Genomic DNA, 23,042 nt, shown 5'->3' with positions numbered 1-23,042 from the left:
ATGCCCTCACTTCTTCTCCGGCACCGGCGGCAGTTCCACGTCGTCGGGCATGCTCGGCGCGGTCCAGCCGCGCTCGTGGGCCAGCTGCGCGCCGCGCAGCGTCTCGACCGCCGCCGACGGGCCCGCCGCAGTGGACTCGAGGTCGTCGAAGAACCCGGCCAGCTGGCGCTCCGCGCCGCGGAAGTCGGACAGCGCCGGACCGCGCGTCGGAGCGGGCTTCTCCCCGCGCTGCAGGGCCTTCACCAGTTCCAGCGCCTGCTCCGGCGTCTGGTTGTCGAAGTACTCGTAGTTCACCTGCAGCACCGGGCCCAGGTCGCAGGCCGCCAGGCACTCGGCGTGCTCGAGGGTGATCGAGCCCTCCTCGCCGGGCGTGCCCGCGGTCTCGTCGTGCCCGACGCCCAGGTGCTCGCTGAGCTGGCGGTAGATCGTGTCGCCGCCCAGCGCCGCGCACAGCGTGTTGGTGCACACGCTCACCAGGTGCTGGCCGCAGGGCTTGCGCTTGTACATGGTGTAGAAGGTCGCGACGGCGCTCACCTCGGCGGTGGACAGCGCCAGCAGCTCGGCGCAGAACTGGATCCCCGCCGCGCTGACGTGCCCCTGCACCGACTGCACCAGGTGCAGCATCGGCAGCAGCGCCGACCGCGACTCCGGGTACCGCGCGATGATCTGCCGCGCCTCGTCGCGCGTCTTCGCGTCGAACACCGACGTGTCCGCGGTGGCGTGCACCGCTTCCTCCGTGGTGGTGAACTCGAACTGCTCGGTCATCGATCCACCCCGCCCATCACCGGGTCGATGGAGGCGACCGCCGCGATCACGTCGGCCACCAGTCCGCCTTCGCACATCGCGGGCATCGCCTGCAGGTTCACGAAGCTGGGCTCCCGCACGTGCACCCGCATCGGCCGGGTGCCGCCGTCGGACACCAGGTGCACGCCGAGCTCGCCGCGCGGCGACTCCACCGGCGCGTACACCTGGCCCGGGGGCACGTCGAAGCCCTCGGTCACCAGCTTGAAGTGGTGGATCAGCGATTCCATCGACTGACCCATGATCTTGCGGACGTGCTCCAGCGAGTTGCCCATGCCGTCCGGCCCGATGCTCAGCTTCGACGGCCACGCGATCTTGGGGTCGTCGACCATGTGCGGGCCGGGTTCCATCTTGTCCACGCACTGCCGGATGATCTTCAGCGACTGGTGGATCTCCTCCAGCCGCAGCAGGTACCGGGCGTAGCAGTCGCCGTCGGTGCTGGTCGGCACCTCGAACTCGTAGTCCTCGTAACCGCAGTAGGGCTGGATCTTGCGCAGGTCCCAGCCCAGTCCGGCCGAGCGCAGCAGCGGGCCGGTGACGCCCAGCTGCAGCGCGCCGTCCAGCGGCAGGTACCCGACGTCCTTCAGCCGCTGCTTCCAGATCGGCTGCCCGGTGAACAGCTTGTCGTAGGACGGCAGCCGGGAGTCCATCACCTCGATGAACGACTGCACCTTCTGCTGCCAGCCCTCCGGCAGGTCCTGCGCGGTGCCGCCCGGCCGGATGAACGCGTGGTTCATCCGCAGGCCGGTGAGGAACTCCAGCAGGTGCAGGACCTCCTCGCGCTCGCGGAACCCGAAGGTCATGCCGGTGGTGGCGCCGAGCTCCATCGCGCCGGTCGCCAGGAACACCAGGTGCGAGGAGATCCGGTTGAGCTCCATCAGCATCACCCGGAACGTCTGGGCCCGCGGCGGCGCCTCGATGCCGAGCAGCTTCTCCACGCCGAGGCAGTAGGCGGCCTCGGTGTAGAGCGGAGCGAGGTAGTCCATCCGCGTCACGAAGGTGACGCCCTGGGTCCAGGTGCGGTACTCGCAGTTCTTCTCGATGCCGGTGTGCAGGTAGCCGATCACCGAGCGGGCCTTGGTGACCGTCTCGCCCTCCAGCTCCAGCACCAGCCGGAGCACGCCGTGCGTCGACGGGTGCTGCGGGCCGAGGTTGATGACGACGCGCTCTTCACCGGCGGTCTCGTCGATGAACTGGTCCCAGTCGCCACCGGTGACGGTGTAGACCCGGCCCTCCGTCGTCTCCCGCGACTCAGCGGTCTCCGGACCGCCGAGCCCGGTCCCGGCCAGTGATTCGGTAGTCATCTCCAACACCTCTCCGCGGTGCCGCCGCCCTCCGGGAACGCAACTCCGGGGCAGGCCGCACGCCTGGACTCCACCGGGGTCGCGGGGAACCTGGTCGCCGCCATCACGAGTACGCCCTGCGCTGGTCGGGTGGCGGGATCTCGGCGCCCTTGTACTCCACCGGGATGCCGCCCAGCGGGTAGTCCTTGCGCTGCGGGTGGCCGTCCCAGTCGTCCGGCATCAGGATCCGGGTCAGCGCCGGGTGCCCGTCGTAGACGATCCCGAACATGTCCCAGGTCTCGCGCTCCTGGAAGTCCGCGGTCGGGTACACCTCGACCACCGACGGCACGTGCGGGTCCTCGACGTCCACCGCGACCTCGACGCGGATCCGCCGCCGGTAGGTCATCGACGTCAGGTGGTAGACCGAGTGCAGCCGCTGCGGCACCTCCGGCCCGTAGTCCACGCCCGACACCGAGCTGCACAGCTCGAACCGCAGCGCGGGGTCGTCGCGCAGCGTCCGGCAGACCTCCAGCAGGTGCTCGCGGCGCACGTAGAAGGTGATCTCGCCGCGGTCCACGGTCACCTGCTGCACGGTGTCCGCGGGCAGGCCGCGCTCGTTCAGCCCGGCCAGCAGCGCGTCGGCCACCTCGTCGAACCAGCCGCCGTAGGGCCGCTCCGCGGCGGGCGGCACGTAGGCGGGCAACCGCAGCCCGCCGTAGCCCGAGGTGTCCCCGGTGCCGCGCACGCCGAACATGCCCCGCCGCGCGCGCCCGGCCACCGGGCCGGACTGCGGCCGGGCCGGTTCGACCGCCCAGTTCTGCTTGGATTCGTTGTCAGCCAACCGAACTCACCTGCCCGCTTTGAGCTCGCGGGGCCGCTGCGGCGACTGCTGCAACGCCCCCAGATCCGGATCGGAGCCCATCTCCCGGCGCTGGGCGGCCTGCTGCCGCTGCGCGCGGCGCCGCTGCGACGCGTTCTTCGGCGCGTACCGCTCGGAGGACGGGATCATCCGGGTGCGGTCGCCGCGCTCCAGCTGCAGCTGCGCCCGCTTGGCGTTGATCGGCTCGTCCATGATCTTGGCGTGCAGCTTGAGGATCGCGTCCAGCAGCATCTCCGGGCGCGGCGGGCAGCCCGGCAGGTACATGTCCACCGGCACCACGTGGTCCACGCCCTGCACCACGGCGTAGTTGTTGAACATGCCGCCGCTGGAGGCGCACACGCCCATCGCCAGCACCCAGCGCGGCTCCGGCATCTGGTCGTAGATCTGCCGCAGCACCGGCGCCATCTTGTTGGTGACCCGACCGGCCACGATCATCAGGTCGGCCTGGCGGGGGGTGGCGGAGAACCGCTCCATGCCGAAGCGGGCGATGTCGTAGCGGGACCCGCCGACCGTCATCATCTCGATGGCGCAGCAGGCCAGCCCGAACGTCGCGGGCCACATCGAGGTCTTCCGCGTCCAGTTGACGAGCTTCTCGACGTTGGCCAACAGGATTCCGTTGGGCAACTGCTGCTCAAGTCCCACCTGGCACTCCTTCCCAGTCGCCGCGCGAAGTTCCCTAGTTCCAGTCCAGTCCGCCGCGGCGCCAGACGTAGATGTAGGCGAAGCCGACGGTGGCGATGAAGAGCACGATCTCGACGACGCCGAACAGGCCCAGGGCGTCGGCGGAGATCGCGAACGGGTAGAGGAAGACCATCTCGATGTCGAAGAGGATGAACAACATCGCGGTCAGGTAGTAGGCGACCGGCATCCGGCCGCCGCCGATCACCGGCTGCGGCGAGGGCTCGATGCCGCACTCGTAGGCGTCGAGCTTCGCCTTGTTGTACCGGCGAGGGCCGACGAGTGGGGCGATCGTCACCGAGAACAGGGCGAACGCGAACGCCAGCGCGAACAACAGTACGAGCGGGATGTAGGGATCGAGCACTCCGCTGCCCTCCGGATCACCCCCGCTTGTCGCGGGGCACCTCGTACGGCCCCCGCCGAGACGCACGTCACGTCCCAGCCGGTGGCCCACACTCTATGCGGTCGACTGTGTCGGCTCCGTAGTGAGGCGAACCTAACTTTATGACCTCTCGCACACTTGCGTGCACATCTGACCAGACACGTGCCATCAGGCGCTAGGGGTGAGACGAGTAGTGGCGTTGATCACACGGTCCATCGCGTCGCCGTCCTTCGCGTCGTAGAGATTTGCCAGCAGCTTCAACACGAAACGCATCAACGTGGTCCTCGGTAGACCGTGCTTCGTGGCCGCCCGCATGACAACTGGATTGCCAATCAACTTGCTGAAGATGTTTCCCAGCCGGAAGTAGCCGCCCAGCGCCTGCTGCACCGCTGCGGGGTACCGCCGCAGCGCCTGCTCCCTGGAGTGGGTGGTCGGGCGGGCCAGCGCGTGCACCGCGCACTCGGCCGCCAGCTTGGCGGACTCCATCGCGTAGGCGATGCCCTCGCCGTTGAACGGGTTGACCATCCCGCCCGCGTCCCCGACCAGCAGCAACCCGTTCCGGTAGTGCGGGGTCCGGTTGAAGCCCATCGGCAGCGCGGCCCCGCCGACCCGGCCGGTCGCGTTCTCCTCGCGGAAGCCCCACTCCTCCGGGGTGCCGTCCAGCCAGGAGCGCAGCAGCTGCCGGTAGTCGGTCCTGCCGTAGGCCTTGGAGGTGGACAGGATGCCCAGCCCGACGTTCACCGTCCCGTCGCCCATGCCGAAGATCCAGCCGTAGCCCGGCAGCAGCGTCGGGTTGGCCGGGTTCGAGCGGTCCCACAGCTCCAGGTGGGACTCCAGGAAGTCGTCCTTGGTCCGCGGGCTGTCGTAGTAGCGCCGCACGGCCACCCCCATCGGGCGGTCCTCGCGCTTCTCGATGCCGACCGACAGCGCCAGCCGCGCGGAGACGCCGTCGCAGGCCAGCACCAGCGGCGCCCGGTAGGTGACCGGGGTGCGCTCCGGACCGGCCTTGGCGGTCACCCCGGTGATCCGGCCGGTCCGCTCGTCGGTGACCGCGCCGGTCACCGTGGTCTGCTGCAGCAGCCGCGCCCCGGCCCGCTGCGCGCCGCGGGCGAGCAGGTCGTCGAAGTCGTTGCGGGGCCGCACCACCCCGTAGGGCGGGAAGCTGGCCAGGCTCGGCCAGTCCAGTTCGAGCTCCACGCCACCGCCGACCACGCGCAGGCCGCGGTTGTGCAGCCAGCCCGCCTCCTCGCGGGTGTCGATGCCGAGGTCGATGAGCTGCTTGACGCCGCGCGGGGTGATGCCGTCACCGCAGACCTTCTCGCGCGGGAAGACGCTCTTCTCCAGAAGCAGGACGTCCAGGCCAGCCCGGGCCAGGTACGTCGCAGCCGTCGATCCGGCCGGTCCGGCCCCGACGACGATCACCTCGGCGTCCTCGTCCGGTCGGCGGCGGCTGGTGGCGCTGGTCATGACACTCCTTGAGCTAGTGCAGTGCGCGGTGCGGCCCTCCCCTCCCGGCGGACCGCACCGGGAACCCGCTTGTGAACGAGTTCACTAACTGGGAGTTTAGGACGGACAAACGCCGCGATCGACCCCGCGCGCTAGGCCACCCGAGTGACCATCACCCCAGGTGGGGGCCACTGGGTCGGGTCATGACGGGGTACGAGCTGCCGTTCCGGGGCTCCAGTGGTGGGAACCAGCCGCGCCGCGGGGCGGCATCATCCGGCTGGCGGGAACCTCATCCGCCACACCCGCACCACCGCACTCCCGGAGGAACCGGAGCGGCGCCCTTCGGACCACGTGGTGCGCCTGGTCGAGGCCAGGGCCGGAGGGCTGAACGGCCGAGCACCACCTGCTCGACCGGCACCGGCGGCGAGCCTCCTCAGGCGGGCTTGACGGCGCGGTGAAGGGCGACGACGCCGCTGGTCAGGTTCCGCCAGGCGACGTCGGTCCAACCGGACTCGGCGATCAGCTCGGCCAGCTGGCGCTGGTCCGGCCACTCGCGGATCGACTCCGCCAGGTAGACGTAGGCGTCCGGGTTCGAGGAGACCGCGCGGGCGATCGGCGGCAGCGCGCGCATCAGGTAGTTCAGGTAGATCGCGCGGAACGGCTGCCAGGTCGGCGTGGAGAACTCGCACACCACCAGCCGACCGCCCGGGCGCACCACGCGCTGCATCTCCCGCAGGCCAGCCGCGGTGTCGGCCAGGTTACGCAGGCCGAAGGAGATCGTCACCGCGTCGAAGGACTCGTCGGCGAAGGGCAGCCGCAGGGCGTCCGCCGCGACCATCGGGACCCCGCGGTGGCGGCCCACCGACAGCATGCCCAGCGAGAAGTCCGCGGCCACGCACCAGGCACCGGACCGGGCGAACTCCTCGGTCGACACCCCGCTGCCCGCCGCCAGGTCCAGCACCCGCTCGTCGTGCTTGGGCGCCAGCGCCCGCCTGGTGACCTCCCGCCACCGCCGGTCCTGGCCGAAGGACAGCACGGTGTTGGTCAGGTCGTACCGGCGCGCAACAGCGTCGAACATCGCGGCGACCGCGCGAGGGTCCTTGTCCAAACCTGCCCGAGACACACCAGCAGCGTACGTGGCGCCCCCAGCAGAGCCCTCAGGCGGCCAGCGGCTGCTCCCCGGCGGAGACCGCGGCGTAGTGCCCGATCAACTGCTCGCACAGCGCGGGCCACGTCCGCCCCGCGACCGCCTCGCGCGCAGCCGCGCCGAACCGGCGGCGGCGGTCGGCATCGCGCAGCTGCTCGACCGCGTCCCGCAGCGCCTCGGCGTGGCGGTCGGCGTCGTGGGCCGGGAGCAGGTAGCCGGTGCGGCCGTGGTCGACCAGGTCACGCGGCCCGCCCGCGTCCGGGGCAACCACCGGGACACCCGAGGCCATCGCCTCCTGCACCGCTTGGCAGAACGTCTCGTGCGGCCCGGTGTGCACGAAGACGTCGAGGCTGGCGTAGATGCGCGCCAGCTCCTCGCCGGTCCGCTGGCCGAGGAACACCGCGTTCGGCACCGCTTCGACCAACCGCTCGCGGTCCGGGCCACCCCCCACGACGACCACCCGCACATCCGGCAACCGGCTCAGCGCCGCCAACCGCTCGATGCGCTTCTCCGGGGCCAACCGGCCGACGTAACCGACCAGCAGCTCACCGCCCGCAACCAGTTCCCGCCGCAGGACCGGATCCCGTTGCCCCGGCGAGAAGCGCTCCGCGTCCACACCCCGACCCCACCGGTGCACGCGCGGAACCCCGTGCTCCCGCAGCGTTTCCACGGCCCAGTTCGACGGCGCCAGGGTGCGGTCGGCCGCGCCGTGCAGGCGCCGGATCCACCGCCACGCCGCCCGCGCGGTCAACCCCAGCCCGTAGGACGCGGCGAAACCCGCGACATCGGTCTGGTACACCGCGACCGTCGGCACCCCCAGCCGCCGCGCCGCCGCCAAACCCCGCGCCCCGACGACGAACGGCGACGCGAGGTGCACCACATCCGGCCGGAAGTCCTGCAACCCGCGCAGCAACCGGCGGGTCGGGAAGCCGATCGGCAACGACGACACCACCGGCAGGTCCACCGCGGGCAACCGGACCACCGGGAACCCCGCGTACTCCTGCGGGCCCGCGCCGGGCGCGATGACCAGCGCCGAATCCCCGCGGCGCCGGAGGTGCTCCAGCACCCGCAGCACCGAGTTGGTCACCCCGTTGATCTGCGGCAGGAAGCTCTCGGTCACGATCGCTACGCGCACGCACCACACGGTCGCGCCCCGGGTCGGCGAGCAGTCGACCGCGACGTGACGGCACCGCCAACGGCGGCCGAAGAAGTCGTTCCGGGGGCCTCGCGGTGGTCGGCCACCCGCAATCGTGATCTGCCCCTCCACCAGGTGTCACCTGAGCGTTGCGCTCCGGTCACCCAGCGCACGGAACCTGGGACGGCATGACGGTCCTGCCTACCCCGCCCGCGCAGAGCGACCCGGCGCTGGTCTCGCGAGCGTTCGAGGTCGCCGGGCGGCTCGCCAACGACGCCGCCGACGTGATCATCGCAACCGCGGGGCGGGGGGCGCAGCCCGCCCCGACCGAGTCGCCGTTCGACTGGGTCACCGACACCGGGCGGACCCTGGAGCGGCACACCCGGCGGGTGCTGGCCGACGAGTTCCCCGGCATCCCGGTGTTCGGCGAGGAGTTCGACGCGGCCCCGACCACCATCGCCGAGCACTGGGCGGCCCGCGCCGGGACGGCCCGGTTCCGCTGGTCGGTCGACCCGGTCGACGGCACCGCCAACTACGTCGCCGGACTGCCCTGGTGCACCTACAGCCTGGCCATGCTCGACGAGCACGGCCCGGTCGTCGGGGTGGTCGCCGACCCCTACCGCACGCAGATCTACGCCGCCGCCCGCGGCCGCGGCATGCGGGCGAACGGAGCACCGGTGCGATTGGGCGAGCAGCGCGAGACGCGCGGCGGGATCGTGTGCACCGAGCTGACCAGGACCGGCCCGTGGCGGGGCATGGACCGGTTCATCACCAACGCGGCCAGCGCGCAGGTCGGCGTCCGGCTGCTGGGCTCCCCCGCGCTGGCCATCACCCAGGTCGCGCTCGGCCACGCGGTGGCCGCGGTGCTGGACTCCTACCAGGAGTGGGACGTCGCCGGGGCGCTCGCGCTGGCCACCGAGGCCGGTGCCACCGTCCTGGACCGCCGCGGCGAACCGAACCCGCTACCGCTGGACGGGCTCCTGGTGGCCGCCCCCGGCGTCGCCGCCGACGTGCACGACTGGTGGTACCAGGCGGTGGCCCGCAGCTGACCCGCGCAGGTCAGGCCGCTGGGGCCAAGGTTCGGGCAGGGGTCGAGCCCGGGACCGGGCCGAAGACCGCCGACATCGGGCGCAGCAGCGGGAACTGCTCCCGCAGGACCACCACCTGCTGGTGCACCCGGTTCAGGTCGGGGTCGGCGACCAGCTCGACCACCGCCTCCAGGACGTGGTCGGTGACCATGCCGAAGCGGACGACCGCATCCGCGAGCTGACCCCGGACCCGGCGCAGCACCACGGCGTCCCCACCGCTGCTCATCAACCCCCGCCCCAGTTCGGCGAGCGCGCGGACGTTCGGGATCTCGGCGTCCATGCGGCGGACCACCGCCTGCAGGTTCTGCCGGGCTCGCGTCGAGGACACCGCGTCGACCGCGCGAGCAGCCCGGTGCACCGCCTGCTCGCAGCGGCGGACGTCCTGCAACCAGGGGTCGTGCCGCTGCGCCGGGACGGGTTGGGGCCGCGGCACCACGGGCGGCGGCACCGCGGACCGCCGTCCTCCGGGGCGGGCAACCAGCACCACTCCGGCCCCGCAACCCCCCGCGACCAGTGCGATCAGCACCTGCACCCAGAATCCGTCCACGTCGGGTCGTCCTTCCACTCGGCCGCGAGCAGCCGTGCACACCGGTGTCCTCGCCCGCGGACACCGGTGCGACGCCGTGCGCTGGACCGGAGTTCCCGAGCTCCTCTCCGGATCACTCTGCTCCGATCCCAGCCGGAGGTCTTGGGGAAAAGTACTCAATCTCCCGCACCGCACCGCCTGCGTAGCGAATCCCCGACGTAGCGGCGCCGCGCGCGAGGTGAGCACCGGTTCCGGTCTGGAGCCGCCGCACGACGGCTGCGCACAGCCGTCCCACCACGGCGCGGCGCCAGACCACCCAGTCAGCCGCGAGCTTCGAGCCCCCCACCGCCACTCGCAGTGGTCAGCCGGACCTGGCCAGGTACTGGAGGTCGGCGACCAGGAACTCGAAGTCCCCGGTGTGCACGCCGTCGCGGCCGCCGGGGCGGGTGAACACGCCGAAGTCGGCCGGTTCGGGGCGCTGGATCCGGGCCACCGAGAAGACCTCGTCCAGCACGTCGGCCACCTGGTCGCGGACCTGGGCCGGGTCGACCCCGCAGCCGAGGTCGGCCAACCTGGCCTCGACCGGGTGCGGGACGAACAGCTCCGCGGTCAGCGGCCACACCCGCTGGAGCCCGGCCGCCATCCGGCGCGCCGACTCCGCGTTCGCGTCACCGAACCGGATCACCCACTGGGCCGCGTGGTCGCGGTGCCGGGCCAGCCGGTTCAGCGAGCCCGCCGCCAGGGCGGCGAGCACCGCGTCCCGGCTGCTCGCCAGCCGCTCGAACACCGCGTGCCGCCACGCCGCGAACAGCAGCAACCGGGCGGCCGTGGCGGGGAAGTCGCCGCCCGGGCCGGGACCGCAGTCGATCTCGACGAGCCGGACGTTGCGGAAGTCCTCGGCCGGGCGGAAGTAGGCCAGCCGGTCCTCGTCCCGCCCCGCGCCCTCGAGCTCACCCGCGCGGTGCAACAGGATCCGAGCCTGCTCCACGAGGTCCAGCACGATCTTGCCGAGCGCCGCGGACTCCTCGAGCTCCAGCGCGCGGACGCCCCACTCGCTCAGCCGGTGCGCCAGGACCAGCGCGTCGTCGCCGAGCATCGCGCTGTACTGGGCGAGGTCGGCGGCGGGCACGCCTCCCGGCACGGTTCGATCCACAGTGGACATCGATGGCGCACCGAGCACCCACTGCTGCGCCTGCGCTGCGCCCGCTCGCTCTTCCCGGACGTTCCTCATGGCGACCTCGCAGCCCGGGGCCGACTCCCAACGCAGGGGAACCAACCGTCCACGCTGGCGTCCGTCGGGGCAGGTCCAGTGTCACACCACCCGACCGGGTTAGGGAAGCCCGTTTCCCCAGCACCCGCGCGGTTCCAATTGGAACCGCGCCGCCTCGGCGCGTCGGACGCCCGACACGCCGGAGGTCGTGCAGAAGTCGCCCCGAGCTGCCGAGGACCCCCGCGATTCAAGGGAAAGCAGAGGACTGATTCCCATTGAAATCGCGCGGGGTTGGTGGCAGTGGCCCGGGGGTCTCAGTTCGCCGCGCGGCGGAAGAGGTAGTAGAGCGGCAGCAGGACCGCCCAGAGAATGGCCAGCATGCTGCCCACCGGCAGCAGCGACAGCACCGCGTTGCGCCCGGCCACCCGCACCAGGTCCGGGTTGCGCGAGTCGAACTCCACCCGCACCAGCTGACCGGTCTGCAGGTCGGTCGGGTACAGCACGCCGTTCGGCGGGATGTAGACCCGGCCCTCGTCGGTGTTGAAGCGCACCACGGTCCGGGTCAGCGAGGTGTCGACCACCTCCGCGACCGCCTGCCCCCTGGACTCCTCGATGGTCCGGTCGTTGATGAAGCAGGCGATGATGATGGACGCACCCATCGCGGTCATCAACACACCCAGCACCAGGACCCCGCGCGCGGCACGCGACCAGCCCTTGCGCCGCGCGGGACGCGCCACCGGCTGGTCACCTTCCGTGCTGGAACCGGTCACCGAGTCGGCCGCGTTCGGTACCACCGCGTCGCTCGCCACGGTGACCGATTGTAAGCGCCTCGCCGTGGCGGGCCCGCGCGGCTTCGGGGGCGTCCGCCGCCCCGGGCCCGGCGCATACCCTCCAAGAGTGGTGACTACATCCCGGCTGCTGGTGGCGCGGACCCGCCGGCTGGAACCGAGTGACCCCCGGCACGACCGCCCGCTGCTGGACCTGCTGCCCGACGGGGCGGCGCTGAGCTGGGTCCGCGACGGCGCCGGGCTGGTCGGCTGGGGCTGCGCCGCCCGCCTCGACGTGGCCGGTCCGGACCGCTTCAGCCAGGCCGACGCCTGGTGGCAGCAGCTGTGCGAGCGGACCGAGGTGCTCGACTCGGTGGGCCTGCCCGGCTGCGGCCCGGTCGCGTTCGCCAGCCTGGCCTTCGCCGACGAGCCCGGGGACTCGGTGCTGGTGGTCCCCGAGGTCGTCATCGGGGAGCGCGACGGGGTGCGCTGGATCACCACGATCGGCAACGGGTCGACCGAGCCAGTGACCCCCGAACCGGTGCACCCGCCCGGCACCGTGTCCTACGGCGACGGGCAGCTCTCCACCACCGGCTACCGGCAGGCGGTGGCCGAGGCCGTGCGCCGGATGCAGGAGCCCGACGGCCTGGCCAAGGTGGTCCTCGCCCACGACCTGCTCGCCACCACCTCGGAGCCGCTGGACGTGCGGTTCCTGCTGCACAACCTGGCCGCCCGCTACCCGTCGTGCTGGACGTTCGCGGTCGACGGCCTGGTCGGGGCCACCCCGGAGCTGCTGCTGGAGCGGACGGGCTACGAGGTCCGCTCCCGGGTGCTGGCGGGCACGGTCTGGCCACGCGAGGGCCACAGCACCGAGCAGCTCGCCGCGGAGCTGCTGTCGTCGGAGAAGAACCGCCACGAGCACGCCTACGCGGCGGAGTCCCTGGCCGTGCGGCTGCGCCCGTTCTGCAGCGACCTGACCGCGCCCGACGAGCCGGAGGTGCTCCAGCTGCGCAACGTGCTGCACCTGGCCACCAACGTCGAGGGCAAGCTCAGCGACGCGGACGGCCGGGCGGCGACGCTCCTGCGCATGGCCGCCGAGGTGCACCCGACGGCGGCGGTCGGCGGCACGCCCACCCCGGACGCGGTGCGGCTGATCAGCGAGCTGGAGGGGATGGACCGGGGCCGCTACGCGGGGCCGGTCGGCTGGCTGGACGCCAGTGGCAACGGCGAGCTCGGCGTCGCCCTCCGCTGCGCCCAGGTGGAGAACGCCGCCACCCCCGGCCGCAACGGCGGCACGGCGCGCCTGTTCGCCGGATGCGGGATAGTCCCCGACTCCGACCCAGACCTCGAGGTCGCCGAAGCGGAGGCGAAACTCCTTCCAGTACGCGAAGCCCTGGAAGGCCTCCACTAACCCCGGCGAGCAAACCCACCACCACGGGCGAGGCCGAACCACCACGCAGGTGAGCAAGAACACGGGTGCTGCCGAGCACGAACCACCGGCCCAGTGCGCGCCCACCACCGGTGCAGGTCAGCGGGCGAGCACCGACGCATCGGTGGTGCGAGGGTGCCCGCGAAGCTCCACCGCCAGGCAAGCGGCGAAGCCACTTCCAGCGGTGAACAGCAACCGCGACGAGCGACCGGCACCGATCACAAGACCGCCGCATGCGCCGAAGGCGCATGACCACCCCGCAGCTGGCACCGCCGCGGGTTCTCAGGGGCTTTCTCGCGAGGACAGCCCGTTCGCCGTGTACCGGTTCATGCATGAAAACGGGATCCCGCAGCGAGAAAGCCCCTGAGGTTCCGCCATCCGCACCGCCCCTCAGGGCGAGTGCTCACTGAATGACCTCAGTGGTCGTGCAGGAGGGCGTGGGTGCGGTCCAGTTCTGCTACCGCTGCTGGCGGCGCCGACTGGATGCGCAGCGCGCTGGGCGGCACACCGGTGGCTTCGCCGACCGGGGGCTTGCCGGGGGTGAACAGCCAGGCGTTGAACAGCTCGTCCAGCTGCTTGCCGGACTTCTGCTCCGCGAGCTGGATGAACTCCTCGACGGTGGCGGTGCCGTACTGCTTCTGCGCCACCCAGGTGCGAACGATGTCGAGCAGGACCTCGTCGCCCACCACGTTGCGCAGGGCTTGCAGGGTCATCGCGCCCCGGTCGTAGACCGCGCCGTCGAACACCGCTTCCTTGCCCGGGTCACCCGGCGTGACCTGCCAGAACGGGTCGTCGGCCGGGTACTGGGCGTAGTAGTGGTCGAACAGTTCCTGCGCGGTGCCGGTGCCCTGGGCCTCCGACCAGAGCCACTCCGCGTAGGACGCGAAGCCCTCGTTGACCCAGATGTTGCGCCAGGTGTCCACCGAGACCGAGTCGCCGAACCACTGGTGCGCGAGCTCGTGCACCACCACCGAGGTGTTCGCCCCGTCGCGGAAGAACAGGTGGCTGTAGGTGGGCCGGGTCTGGTTCTCCAGCGCGAAGTTCATCCCCTCCGCGGACACCAGGCCGCCCTGCGCCTCGAACGGGTACTCGCCGAGCACGCCGCTGAGGAACTCCAGGACCTCCGGGGTGCGCTCCACGCTGGCCTTCGCCGGACCTTCGAGCTCACCGAGCCCGTCGGAGTAGGCGGAGACGTAGGGCTGCCCGAAGGCACCGGCCCGCTCGTTGACCTCGTACTGCCCGGCGGCGAAGAACGCCAGGTAGGTGGCGGTCGGCTTGGTGGTGCGCCACTTCCAGGTGGTCCACCCGGCCAGGCTGCTGCGGTCGGTGTTCACGCCGTTGGCGACTGCCTCGGTGCCGTCCGGCACGGTGACCGAGATGTCGAAGGTGGCCTTGTCCCGCGGGTGGTCGTTGCCGGGGAACCACCAGGCGGAGATCTCCGGTTGCCCGACCGCGAGCGCCCCGTCGGAGGTGCGGATCCACGGGTTGAGCCCGTCGACCTCCACGGTGGACGGCACGCCCTCGTACTCGACGACGAAGGTCGCCAGGCTGCCCTCCGGCAGCGTCTCCGCCGGGGTCACCGTCAGCTCGGTGCCGTTCTGGGAGAACTCCGCGGGCAATCCGTTGACCCGCACCGACTTCGGTGTCAGCGCGAAGTCCAGGTTGAACGCGGTCAGGTCCTGCGTCGGCTTCGCCACGATCGTCGTGGTGCCGCGCAGGTGGTCGTCCGCGGGCTGGTAGCGCACCTGGATGTCGTAGTGCGAGACGTCGTACCCGCCGTTGCCGTAGCCGGGGAAGTACTCGTCGCCCGCACCGGGCGCCCCTGGACCACCATCCCCGGCCAGCGCTGGGGATGCGAAAAGCGCTGTCGCACAGCAGGCCGCGGCCACCGCTCGCAGGCCGTGTCGTCGGAACACCTGCCACCTCCTCGGGATTCACATGCTCCGAACGGAGCCTAGAGAAGGTCGTGACCAGCAGGTGGGTTTTCCGTCGGCACGTTTTTCCCAGAATGCCGCGGAATCCGCGAATCACCCCGACGGACCACGGCAAGAGGCGGGACCGGCGAACACCGGCCGTCCCACCACGTGGGACCCGGTCAGCCCAGCAGCGCGGAGCGGACGGCGGCCTGCAGGCGCTCGTGCACCGACCGCAGCGCGGCCCGGTCCGCCTGGACCTCGATCACGCGCAGTCCCGGACGCCACCGCAGCGCCTCGACGAACTCGGAGTGCTGGCGCACCAGCTGGTGCTCGACGCCGTGCGCGGCGCAGAGCTGCCCGAGGTCGGTGCCGTGCGGCGTGCCGAAGATCCGCTCGAAGGACTCGCGGTGCTCCGAGCTGCCCTGCTCCAGCAGCGAGAAGATGCCGCCGCCGTCATCGTTGAGCACGACGATCGTCAGGTCCGGTCGCGCCTCGTGCGGCCCGAGCACCAAGCCGTTGCTGTCGTGCAGGAAGGTCAGGTCGCCCAGCAGCGCGTAGGCCGGTCGCTCGTGGGCGAGGGCCGCGCCGATCGCGGTCGAGATGGTGCCGTCGATCCCGGCCACGCCGCGGTTGCGGTGCACGACCACGTCGGGCCGCTGCCGCGCGGCCAGCGCGACGTCGCGCGTCGGGTTCGACGAACCCAGCACCAGCAGCGAGTCCTCCGGTAAGGCGTCCACCACCGACCGCGCCACCACCGGGCCGTTCGGCCAGCGCTCCAGGTCCAGCGCGGCGTGCAGCGCGGCGGAGGCCTTCTGGTCGGCCTGCTGCCAGCTGGTCAGCCAGTCCGGGTCCGCCGGGGTCGCCGTCGGACCGAAGGTGTCGGCGACCTCCCGCAGGTTGTGCGCGGGCGCAGGCCAGTCGACCCCGCCGTGCGCCAGCAGCACCTCCACCCCGGTGTCCGCCAGCAACCGCTGCACCTGCCGGAACACCGTCGGGCGCCCGACGCACAGCACCTGCTCCGGCTGGTGCTCCCGGAGGAACTCCGGCAGGCCGAGCAGCCACATCCCGGTGCTGATCACCGCGGAGCCGGGCACGCCCACCGCGCCGACCTCGGACAGCACCGGCCAGCCGTACCGCTCGCCCCACTCGCCGGCACCGCCCACGCCCGAGTCCGCCGCCAGCACCAGCCCGTGCCGCGCCCGAACGCGGGACAGCGCGCTGGGCGCCCGCCCGAGGTCGGAGTCGTCGGTCCACCGCGCACCGTCCGGGCGCCCGTCCAACGACTCGCACCAGTGGTCGTCGCCGGAGGGCACCAGCGGCTCCCGGAACGGGAGGTTCAGGTGCACCGGCCCGCCCCGGACCGCGCCCCGCGCCGCGTGCCAGGCGCGGCACACCTGGCTGCGCCAGTAGGCGTTCTGCCCGGGCCGCTCCTCGGCGACCGCGAGCTCGTCGAACAGCCGGACCTCGGAGCCGAACAGCCGGTGCTGGTCGATGGTCTGGTTGGCGCCCGCGGCCCGCAGCTCGGGCGGCCGGTCCGCGGTCAGCACGATCAGCGGCACCCCGGAGTGGAACGCCTCGCTGACCGCCGGGTGCAGGTTCGTCGCCGCCGTCCCCGAGGTGCAGGCCACCGCCACCGGTGAGTGGGCGCGCGCGGCCAGCCCCAGGGCCAGGAACCCCGCGCTGCGCTCGTCAATGCGCACGTGCAACCGCAACCGCCCAGCGTGGTCGGCCTTGTGCAGTGCGTAAGAGAGAGGTGCGTTGCGGGATCCCGGGGAGAGCACCACCTGCCGCACCCCGTTGCGGACGAGCTCGTCGACGATGACCTCAGCCTGAGCCGTGGACGGATTCAACCCATCACCTCTGAACCTCGTTGGCGGACCCCGGCGGAGCAGTCCATGCTCCTCCTCGCCGTCGTCCGCGCAGGTGCCGGGCTGCCGCGGGGAGGCCCCCGCCCCGAGCACGCGCTGCGCCTATTGTCCCAGGTGTGCAGAATCCCCGTGTCTCTGAGCTGTTCGATCCGGCGTCGTGGGAGCCCGTCGCGGGCTTCGACTTCACCGACATCACCTACCACCGCTGCGTCGAGGACGGCCCCGGGAAGGGCACCGTGCGCATCGCCTTCGACCGGCCCGACGTGCGCAACGCGTTCCGCCCGCACACCGTCGACGAGCTGTACCGCGCCCTGGACCACGCGCGGATGACCAGCGACGTCGGCTGCGTGCTGATCACCGGGAACGGCCCGTCCGCCAAGGACGGCGGCTGGGCGTTCTGCTCCGGTGGGGACCAGCGGATCCGCGGTCGCTCCGGGTACCAGTACGCCGGGGGTGAGACGGCGGACACGGTCGACCCGGCCCGCGCCGGGCGGCTGCACATCCTCGAGGTGCAGCGGCTGATCCGGTTCATGCCCAAGATCGTCATCGCGGTGGTGCCCGGGTGGGCGGCCGGTGGCGGGCACAGCCTGCACGTGGTGTGCGATCTCACGCTCGCCAGCGCCGAGCACGCCAAGTTCAAGCAGACCGACGCCGACGTCGGCAGCTTCGACGGCGGCTTCGGCTCGGCCTACCTCGCCCGCCAGGTGGGCCAGAAGTTCGCCCGCGAGATCTTCTTCCTGGGCCGCCCCTACACCGCCGAGCAGGCGCACCAGATGGGCATGGTCAACGAGGTCGTCCCGCACGAGGAGCTGGAGCGCACCGCGCTGCAGTGGGCGCGCGAGATCAACGGCAAGTCCCCGACCGCGCAGCGCATGCTCAAGTACGCGTTCAACGCCATCGACGACGGACTGGTCGGCCAGCAGCTCTTTGCCGGTGAGACCACCCGCCTCGCCTACATGACCGACGAGGCCGTCGAGGGGCGCGACGCCTTCCTGGAGAAGCGCACCCCGGACTGGTCCGCCTTCCCCTGGTACTTCTGAACCGGACGTCGACCGCCGAGCTCCGCCCGCGCGGCCACCCGGCGGCGCGGCTTCGGAGCCGGGCGGCGCAGGACCGCCCCCGGCCGAGCCCTCACCGGGGAAAACCTGACCACCGACCAGGTCGGCGGGCAGCACCAGCACAACCAGAACCAACATGAGCAACTCCTCTCCAAGCGCGTACCCACTAGATCGACCCGCCGGATCGAACACTTGATCGCTAGAACAGGTGATCGATGCCGGGAATCACGCGGGCGCCGCCCGCGAGCCGGTCGACAATGGAGCACATGCCGAGAGCCCGTGACCTGCAGCCACTGCCCGTGCCGCCAGGAGCGGGCGCGCTGGACGTCCTGCCCGCGCTGGAGCGTGCGCTGGGCGGCGAAGGCCCGGCGCTGCTCCCGGTGCAGGGCGGCGACGGCCACCTCGCCGAAGCGCTGGCAGGCCCGCTGACCAGCGCAGAGGACTCCGCCGACGACCCGACGGCGCTGGTCATCGCCACCTCCGGTTCCACCGGCACACCGAAGGGCGTGCTGCTGGCGGCCTCCGCCCTGCGTGCCTCCGCCGAGGCCACCCACCGCCGACTCGGCGGGACCGGCCACTGGCTACTGGCGATGCCCGCGCACCACATCGCCGGGATCCAGGTCCTGGTCCGGTCACTGCTCGCGGGCACCCGCCCCGACGCCGTGGACACCGCTGGCGGTTTCCGCCCGGACAACTTCGCCGCAGCCGCGCGACGCGTCCTCGCAGCGGACGGCCCGCACTACACCGCGCTCGTGCCCACCCAGCTGTCCAGGCTGATCAACGCGGGCGGGGAGGGTCTCGCCACGCTCCGTGAGTTCGACGCGGTGCTGCTCGGCGGCGCCGCGACCCCGCCCGCGCTCCTGCACCGGGCCCAGGCCGACGGCGTCCGCGTGACCACGACCTACGGCATGAGCGAGACCGCGGGCGGGTGCGTGTACGACGGGCGGCCGCTGGACGTCGCCGAGGTCCGCGTCGACAGCGGGACCGGGCCGGTGCTGCTGAGCGGGCCGATGCTGGCCAGGGGCTACCGCCACCAGCCGAACGCGGCCGCGTTCTCCGGAGGCTGGTTCCGGACCGGTGACCTCGGCCGCTGGCAGGACGGTCGGCTGGAGGTGCTCGGCCGCGCCGACGACATGATCATCACCGGCGGGGTGAACGTCGCCCCGCTGCCGGTCGAGCGGGTCCTCACCGAGCAGCCCGGCGTCCGCGAGGCGTGCGTGCTCGGCGTCCCCGACCCCGAGTGGGGCCAGGCGGTGGTCGCCGCCATCGTGCCCTCCGACCAGGACCGGCCACCGGCCGAACCGGAGCTGCGCGCCGCCGTCCGCGCCCGGCTCGACGCCGCCGCCGCGCCGAAGCGCTTCGCCTTCCTCCGGGAGCTGCCGCTGCGCGGCCCCGGCAAGCCGGACCGGCGGGCGCTGGCGGCGCTGTTCCAGGGCTGAGCCGGGAGGCTGCCACGGGCGGGTGATCCCGGTGCGCGAAGATGGCTCCCATGGCGACTGTTGCGCAGTGGATCGAGGGAGCTCGGATCCGTACCTTCCCGAACGCGATCGCGCCGGTGCTCGCCGGGACCGGCGCCGCCGCGGGGGTCGACGGGTTCGATCCGCTGATCGCGGTCCTCGCCCTCCTGGTCTCCCTGTTCCTGATCGTCGGGGTGAACTTCGCCAACGACTACTCCGACGGCATCCGGGGCACCGATGACGACCGGGTCGGCCCGTTCCGCCTGGTCGGTTCCGGCGCCGCCCAGCCGACCGCGGTGCGCACCGCGGCCTTCACCTGCTTCGGCCTGGCCGCCATCGCAGGTCTGGGCGTGGTGGTCCTCAGCGGCTACTGGTGGCTGCTCGCCGTCGGCGCGCTCTGCATCGCCGGGGCCTGGTACTACACCGGTGGCAAGCGGCCCTACGGCTACGCCGGGTTCGGCGAGCTCGCCGTGTTCGTCTTCTTCGGGCTGGTCGCGGTGCTGGGCACCATGTACGTGCAGGCCGGGACGGTCACCGGTTTCGGCATCGGCGCCGCGGTGGGTGTCGGGGCGCTGTCCTGCGCGGTGCTGGTGGCCAACAACCTGCGGGACATCCCGTCCGACCGCGTCACCGGCAAGCGCACCCTCGCGGTGCTGCTCGGCGACCGGGACACCCGGACCCTCTACGTCGCGCTCGCGCTGGTCCCGTTCCTGATCACCGTGCTGATCGGCCTGCGGAACTCGTGGGTGCTGCTCGGCTTCGCCGCGCTCCTGCCGCTCGTCGTCCCGCTGCGAGCGGTGATCAGCGGCGCGCAGGGGCGAGCGCTGATCCCGGCGCTGCGCGACACCGGCCTCGCGATGCTGATCTGGGCCGCGGTGACCGGCGGCGCGCTCGCCTTCGGCTGATCAGCGCCCGGGCGGGTACCCGGACCCGTTGCGTCAGGTGCGAAACGGCCCGCCCACCTGTGGTGGACGGGCCGTTCGCGCTGGTCGATCAGGCGCGCGCCTTGCGGGTGCCGAGCCCGAACACGCTCACCGCGAGGAACGGACCGGCGGCGAGCACCGCCGCAGCGATCTGCACCACGCGATTCTTGGCGAACAGCTCGTAGTTCGTGACCTCGGAACCGACCCGGATCTTGACCGGCGTCGTGCACGACATCTGCGCCTCGCCGGAGAACCACGGGGTGACCGGGTCCACGTACCGGCGCCCCTCCGCGCGGTAGGTGGAGACGTCGCGCACCTCGCCCTCGTCCGGCACGACCTTGCACACCGCCGACTTGCCGCTCTGCGTGCTGGTGATCAGCATCGGCTCACCGGTCCAGCGGTAGTACGGGCCGGTGGAACCGTCCGCCGTGCTGGACTTCTCCAGCGAGGTGCCGCTGAACATCGCCATGCCCAGCAGCACCGCGAAGACCGCGGCGACCAGGACGCCCCAGCCGATGGTGATGCCGATCAGGGTCTTGCGGTTCATACGCGAATCACTCAGTCCCTCACCGCAGGAACGAGTCCGGCGGTTCGTCGTCGTAGGTGTCCTCCGGCGGGCGGTTCGGGTCGTTGTTGATGACCGTGGCCGCATCGTATCCGGCGTCCAGCAGCTCCTTGGCCTGCTGCGCGTTCTCCACGCTCTTGGCGAAGGCGGCCTGGACCGACTCGTCGTGCAGCGCCTCGCCGCTGGCGATGTCCTGCCAGGTGAACTCGCCCGCGTCGATGCGCGCCTGCAGCGCCACGACCTCCGGCGGGGCCTGGCCGGAGCGGATGCGCTGCTCGATGTCCTCGACCTGGTCGTCGGTCAGCTTGATCTCCGGCAGCTCCGCCTCGTACTGGCTGACGCGGTCCAGCACCTCCTCGGCCTGGCGCATGCGCTCCTCCAGCATCGCCTCGGCGTCGCGGATCTCCTGAGTCTTCCAGTCGTCACTCACGTCGCGTCATCCTCCCGATCACAGCGTCCCGGACGCCAGCGTCTGGTAGCCGTTGCCGTCACCGGTCGGCGTGCCACCGTCGCCGTTCCCACCGGTGCCGTTGTCGCCGTTCCCACCGCCGTCGCCGGTGCCGTTCCCGCCACCGTCGCCAGTCCCGTTCCCGCCGGTGCCGTTGCCGTCGCCGTTCCCGCCGGTCGCGGCGTCCTTCACCCCGGTGGTCGCGTCCTTCACGCCCGTCGCGGAGTTCTGCACCCCGGTGGCGGCGTCGGACACCGCGGTGAAGTCGTCCTTGGCCTGCAGGCCGATGTTGACCACGTCACCGAGGCTGTTGGCGTCCTTGATCTTGGCCAGGTTGGTGCCCGCGTTCTTGATCGACTCGACCAGCTGCACCACCGAGTCGTACATCTGCTGCAGCGCCTCGAAGAGCTCCAGGATCGCCATCACGATCTCGACGCACTTCTCGACGTTGCGCACCACGTTGGCCCAGCCCGCGACCGGGATCCACCCGGTGGCCGCGGTCTCGATCAGCCGGTCGACCAGCTTCTTGATCAGCTCCAGGGCCTTGTCGGTCATCTTCCGCGACATGTCCGCGGCCTTCTGGAAGCCCTGGCCGATCAGCTGCGCCAGCATGGCGTCGCCCTCGAGCGCCACGGTCCAGGTGGAGACCAGCAGCGTCTCGAACGCGATCGCGCCGGAGCCGTCCCAGCTCTCGCGCAGGTCGCTGATGCCCTGGTTCAGGTTCTTGCGGATGGCGCGCAGCGCGTCACCGACCTGCCCCCAGGCCTCGGCGTTGGTCTCGATCTTCGAGAAGTCGCCGGTGATCGGCGAGATCAGCGTCTCGATGAGGTTCTGGCCGGTGACCTTCTCGTAGACCCAGTTGACCGCCTGCACCTGCCAGCCGGCGTCCTCGATCGCCTGCTTCTGCGACTCCGCGTTGCTCTGGCTCGGATCCGCCGTGAGGGCCCCCATCGGGTCTTCGGCGTCAGCGAACGATGCCATTCCCGTCCTCCTCAGATCTTGATGTCGTCGAGCTCGGCCTGGATCTTCTGGAAGACCCCGACGATCTTCTGCTCGATCTCCTCGTACTCCGCGGAGGCGTCGGCAAGGTCCTCCTTGACCTTGAGCAACGCGCTGTTCGCCCACTCCAGGGTTTCGCCGTAGAGCGCGGTCACCATCTCGACGACCGGGATCAGCACCATCATCAGGCCGGTGAACCCGCTGGTGTCGGACGCGGTGTTCTCCGCCCACTCATCGATCTTCTTGAAGTACCCGGCGTTCCGCTCGAGGAGGCCCTCGAAGGCCTTCATCTCCTCCGGAATCGCCTTGAGGTTTTCGGCCACCCGAACTCCCCCGACTCGTCCCCATATCCGTTCGGGATGATTTGACGCCACTTGGCGGCTGGACGTTCCCCGGTTCGGCCGACTCGTTCTCCAGTCGTGATGCGCAGCGGTCGGAATGACCGAAACGCCCGGCGCGGGGGGCTAGCTGACCAGCGCGGGCAGCACGTACTCGGTGATGCGCTCCGCCACGCCGCAGTCGTCCGAGTCCGCTTCCGCCGCGGTCACCGAGACCTGCAGGGTCGCACCGGCGACACCCGCGTAGACCGTGCAGTCGCTGGCGCGCAGCGTCCGGGAGCCACGGCCCGCGTCGAGCTCGACCTCGTCCCGGCCCAGCTCGGCGAAGCCGTCCCGCTGCGCGCCGACCAGCACCGAGCGGCCACCGGACTGGGCGTGGAACTCGCAGCCCCGCACCGGCGGGTCGAAGCCGAGCTCGCGCGGGCGTCCGGGCTCCACTGCGAAGGCCAGCGCTTCCAGGTCGGCGGGATCGGCCAGCTGGCAGATCTGCTCACCGGACAGCTCGGCGAGGTGCGCGCGCTGCTCCGGGGGGATGTCGCGGGTGATGGAGGGCTCCGCGGACTCCGTGTCCGGCTCCTCGCTAGCGGTCTCCGAGGTCGACGGCGTCCCGGCCGGTGGGGACTGCTCGGCAGCGCACCCGCTCACCGCGGTGAGCAACGCCACCGCGGCAGCCCAACGCCAAGGCCTCACCAGCAAAC

23 protein-coding genes are annotated in these 23,042 nt (G+C 71.8%); 5 read left to right on the top strand and 18 right to left on the bottom strand.

Annotation, left to right across the window (positions count from 1 at the left end):
* Positions 1-6: 6 nt before the first annotated feature.
* The 8 genes from nuoE to ABT324_RS12990 form a co-directional block, all read right to left on the bottom strand.
* Positions 7-765 carry an NADH-quinone oxidoreductase subunit NuoE gene (nuoE, locus tag ABT324_RS13025; RefSeq protein WP_351175727.1) on the bottom strand — a complete coding sequence of 253 codons (759 nt, stop codon included), beginning with the start codon at positions 763-765 and terminating at the stop codon, positions 7-9.
* Positions 762-2,105 carry an NADH-quinone oxidoreductase subunit D gene (locus ABT324_RS13020; RefSeq protein ID WP_351175725.1) on the bottom strand — a complete coding sequence of 448 codons (1,344 nt, stop codon included), beginning with the start codon at positions 2,103-2,105 and terminating at the stop codon, positions 762-764. The genes nuoE and ABT324_RS13020 overlap by 4 nt, the downstream gene beginning before the upstream one ends.
* Before the next feature lie 103 nt (positions 2,106-2,208).
* Positions 2,209-2,925, bottom strand: coding sequence for an NADH-quinone oxidoreductase subunit C (locus ABT324_RS13015; RefSeq protein ID WP_351175723.1), 717 nt, complete (start codon positions 2,923-2,925; stop codon positions 2,209-2,211).
* A 6-nt stretch (positions 2,926-2,931) separates the two neighbouring features.
* Positions 2,932-3,606, bottom strand: coding sequence for a NuoB/complex I 20 kDa subunit family protein (locus tag ABT324_RS13010; RefSeq protein ID WP_351175721.1), 675 nt, complete (start codon positions 3,604-3,606; stop codon positions 2,932-2,934).
* A 34-nt stretch (positions 3,607-3,640) separates the two neighbouring features.
* Positions 3,641-4,006, bottom strand: a complete 366-nt coding sequence (locus ABT324_RS13005; RefSeq protein WP_351175719.1) for an NADH-quinone oxidoreductase subunit A — start codon at positions 4,004-4,006, stop codon at positions 3,641-3,643.
* A 186-nt stretch (positions 4,007-4,192) separates the two neighbouring features.
* Entirely contained in the window at positions 4,193-5,491 is a 1,299-nt protein-coding gene (locus ABT324_RS13000) for a geranylgeranyl reductase family protein (RefSeq protein ID WP_351175717.1), read from the bottom strand.
* A 412-nt stretch (positions 5,492-5,903) separates the two neighbouring features.
* The gene (locus ABT324_RS12995; RefSeq protein WP_351175715.1) at positions 5,904-6,593 is read right to left on the bottom strand and encodes a demethylmenaquinone methyltransferase; all 690 of its coding nucleotides are present in this window, start codon (positions 6,591-6,593) and stop codon (positions 5,904-5,906) included.
* A gap of 34 nt (positions 6,594-6,627) precedes the next feature.
* Positions 6,628-7,752, bottom strand: coding sequence for a glycosyltransferase family 4 protein (locus tag ABT324_RS12990; protein ID WP_351175713.1), 1,125 nt, complete (start codon positions 7,750-7,752; stop codon positions 6,628-6,630).
* A gap of 188 nt (positions 7,753-7,940) precedes the next feature.
* Here ABT324_RS12990 and ABT324_RS12985 point away from each other — a divergent pair, with 188 nt between their 5' ends.
* Positions 7,941-8,801, top strand: coding sequence for an inositol monophosphatase family protein (locus ABT324_RS12985; protein ID WP_351175711.1), 861 nt, complete (start codon positions 7,941-7,943; stop codon positions 8,799-8,801).
* A gap of 10 nt (positions 8,802-8,811) precedes the next feature.
* Here the strand turns inward: ABT324_RS12985 and ABT324_RS12980 are convergent, their stop codons facing one another.
* The 3 genes from ABT324_RS12980 to ABT324_RS12970 all read right to left on the bottom strand — a co-directional run bounded on the left by ABT324_RS12980 (position 8,812) and on the right by ABT324_RS12970 (position 11,385).
* Positions 8,812-9,387, bottom strand: a complete 576-nt coding sequence (locus tag ABT324_RS12980) for a hypothetical protein (protein ID WP_351175709.1) — start codon at positions 9,385-9,387, stop codon at positions 8,812-8,814.
* Positions 9,388-9,727: 340 nt separating this feature from the next.
* A complete protein-coding gene (gene paaC, locus ABT324_RS12975; RefSeq protein WP_351175707.1) occupies positions 9,728-10,597 on the bottom strand; it encodes a 1,2-phenylacetyl-CoA epoxidase subunit PaaC in 870 nt (289 codons plus the stop codon).
* A 293-nt stretch (positions 10,598-10,890) separates the two neighbouring features.
* Positions 10,891-11,385, bottom strand: coding sequence for a DUF3592 domain-containing protein (locus ABT324_RS12970; RefSeq protein ID WP_351175705.1), 495 nt, complete (start codon positions 11,383-11,385; stop codon positions 10,891-10,893).
* Positions 11,386-11,473: 88 nt separating this feature from the next.
* On the opposite strand from ABT324_RS12970, the gene ABT324_RS12965 reads away from it, so the two are divergent.
* A complete protein-coding gene (locus tag ABT324_RS12965) occupies positions 11,474-12,754 on the top strand; it encodes an isochorismate synthase (protein ID WP_351175703.1) in 1,281 nt (426 codons plus the stop codon).
* Between the two features lie 434 nt (positions 12,755-13,188).
* Here ABT324_RS12965 and ABT324_RS12960 read toward each other — a convergent pair whose 3' ends face one another.
* Both ABT324_RS12960 and menD read right to left on the bottom strand, forming a co-directional pair.
* Positions 13,189-14,688 carry a M1 family metallopeptidase gene (locus tag ABT324_RS12960; RefSeq protein ID WP_351175701.1) on the bottom strand — a complete coding sequence of 500 codons (1,500 nt, stop codon included), beginning with the start codon at positions 14,686-14,688 and terminating at the stop codon, positions 13,189-13,191.
* 179 nt (positions 14,689-14,867) lie between these two features.
* Positions 14,868-16,538 carry a 2-succinyl-5-enolpyruvyl-6-hydroxy-3-cyclohexene-1-carboxylic-acid synthase gene (menD, locus tag ABT324_RS12955; protein WP_351175699.1) on the bottom strand — a complete coding sequence of 557 codons (1,671 nt, stop codon included), beginning with the start codon at positions 16,536-16,538 and terminating at the stop codon, positions 14,868-14,870.
* 134 nt (positions 16,539-16,672) lie between these two features.
* On the opposite strand from menD, the gene ABT324_RS12950 reads away from it, so the two are divergent.
* From ABT324_RS12950 to ABT324_RS12940, 3 genes are all read left to right on the top strand, one after another.
* The gene (locus ABT324_RS12950) at positions 16,673-17,596 is read left to right on the top strand and encodes a 1,4-dihydroxy-2-naphthoyl-CoA synthase (RefSeq protein WP_351175697.1); all 924 of its coding nucleotides are present in this window, start codon (positions 16,673-16,675) and stop codon (positions 17,594-17,596) included.
* Positions 17,597-17,880: 284 nt separating this feature from the next.
* Complete coding sequence (gene menE / locus ABT324_RS12945) at positions 17,881-19,053, top strand: o-succinylbenzoate--CoA ligase (protein ID WP_351175695.1); 1,173 nt, start codon at positions 17,881-17,883, stop codon at positions 19,051-19,053.
* A 50-nt stretch (positions 19,054-19,103) separates the two neighbouring features.
* A complete protein-coding gene (locus ABT324_RS12940) occupies positions 19,104-19,976 on the top strand; it encodes a 1,4-dihydroxy-2-naphthoate polyprenyltransferase (protein ID WP_351175693.1) in 873 nt (290 codons plus the stop codon).
* A gap of 88 nt (positions 19,977-20,064) precedes the next feature.
* Here ABT324_RS12940 and ABT324_RS12935 read toward each other — a convergent pair whose 3' ends face one another.
* From ABT324_RS12935 to ABT324_RS12915, 5 genes are all read right to left on the bottom strand, one after another.
* Positions 20,065-20,541, bottom strand: a complete 477-nt coding sequence (locus ABT324_RS12935; RefSeq protein WP_351175691.1) for a hypothetical protein — start codon at positions 20,539-20,541, stop codon at positions 20,065-20,067.
* A 19-nt stretch (positions 20,542-20,560) separates the two neighbouring features.
* On the bottom strand, positions 20,561-20,989 hold the full coding sequence (locus tag ABT324_RS12930; protein ID WP_351175689.1) for a hypothetical protein: 429 nt from the start codon (positions 20,987-20,989) through the stop codon (positions 20,561-20,563).
* 18 nt (positions 20,990-21,007) lie between these two features.
* Positions 21,008-21,988 (bottom strand): WXG100 family type VII secretion target, encoded by a 981-nt coding sequence (locus tag ABT324_RS12925; RefSeq protein WP_351175687.1) that lies wholly within the window; start codon positions 21,986-21,988, stop codon positions 21,008-21,010.
* 11 nt (positions 21,989-21,999) lie between these two features.
* Positions 22,000-22,329, bottom strand: a complete 330-nt coding sequence (locus ABT324_RS12920) for a hypothetical protein (protein ID WP_150067039.1) — start codon at positions 22,327-22,329, stop codon at positions 22,000-22,002.
* A gap of 141 nt (positions 22,330-22,470) precedes the next feature.
* Positions 22,471-23,034: a DUF3558 family protein gene (locus ABT324_RS12915; protein ID WP_351175685.1), complete on the bottom strand. Its 564-nt coding sequence runs from the start codon at positions 23,032-23,034 to the stop codon at positions 22,471-22,473.
* Positions 23,035-23,042: the final 8 nt, after the last annotated feature.

Origin of the sequence: Saccharopolyspora sp. NPDC000359, assembly GCF_040300525.1 — a bacterium.
GTDB lineage: Bacteria > Actinomycetota > Actinomycetes > Mycobacteriales > Pseudonocardiaceae > Saccharopolyspora.
The sequence above is the reverse complement of the archived record's forward strand: the minus strand, read 5'-3'. Positions and strand labels throughout refer to the sequence as shown.

Coding starts and splice junctions, on each gene's coding strand:
- nuoE (WP_351175727.1), bottom strand. CDS start 765: ATGACCGAGCAGTTCGAGTTCACCACCACGGAGGAAGCGGTGCACGCC.
- ABT324_RS13020 (WP_351175725.1), bottom strand. CDS start 2,105: ATGACTACCGAATCACTGGCCGGGACCGGGCTCGGCGGTCCGGAGACC.
- ABT324_RS13000 (WP_351175717.1), bottom strand. CDS start 5,491: ATGACCAGCGCCACCAGCCGCCGCCGACCGGACGAGGACGCCGAGGTG.
- ABT324_RS12985 (WP_351175711.1), top strand. CDS start 7,941: ATGACGGTCCTGCCTACCCCGCCCGCGCAGAGCGACCCGGCGCTGGTC.
- paaC (WP_351175707.1), bottom strand. CDS start 10,597: ATGAGGAACGTCCGGGAAGAGCGAGCGGGCGCAGCGCAGGCGCAGCAG.
- menE (WP_351175695.1), top strand. CDS start 17,881: ATGCCGAGAGCCCGTGACCTGCAGCCACTGCCCGTGCCGCCAGGAGCG.
- ABT324_RS12940 (WP_351175693.1), top strand. CDS start 19,104: ATGGCGACTGTTGCGCAGTGGATCGAGGGAGCTCGGATCCGTACCTTC.
- ABT324_RS12935 (WP_351175691.1), bottom strand. CDS start 20,541: ATGAACCGCAAGACCCTGATCGGCATCACCATCGGCTGGGGCGTCCTG.
- ABT324_RS12925 (WP_351175687.1), bottom strand. CDS start 21,988: ATGGCATCGTTCGCTGACGCCGAAGACCCGATGGGGGCCCTCACGGCG.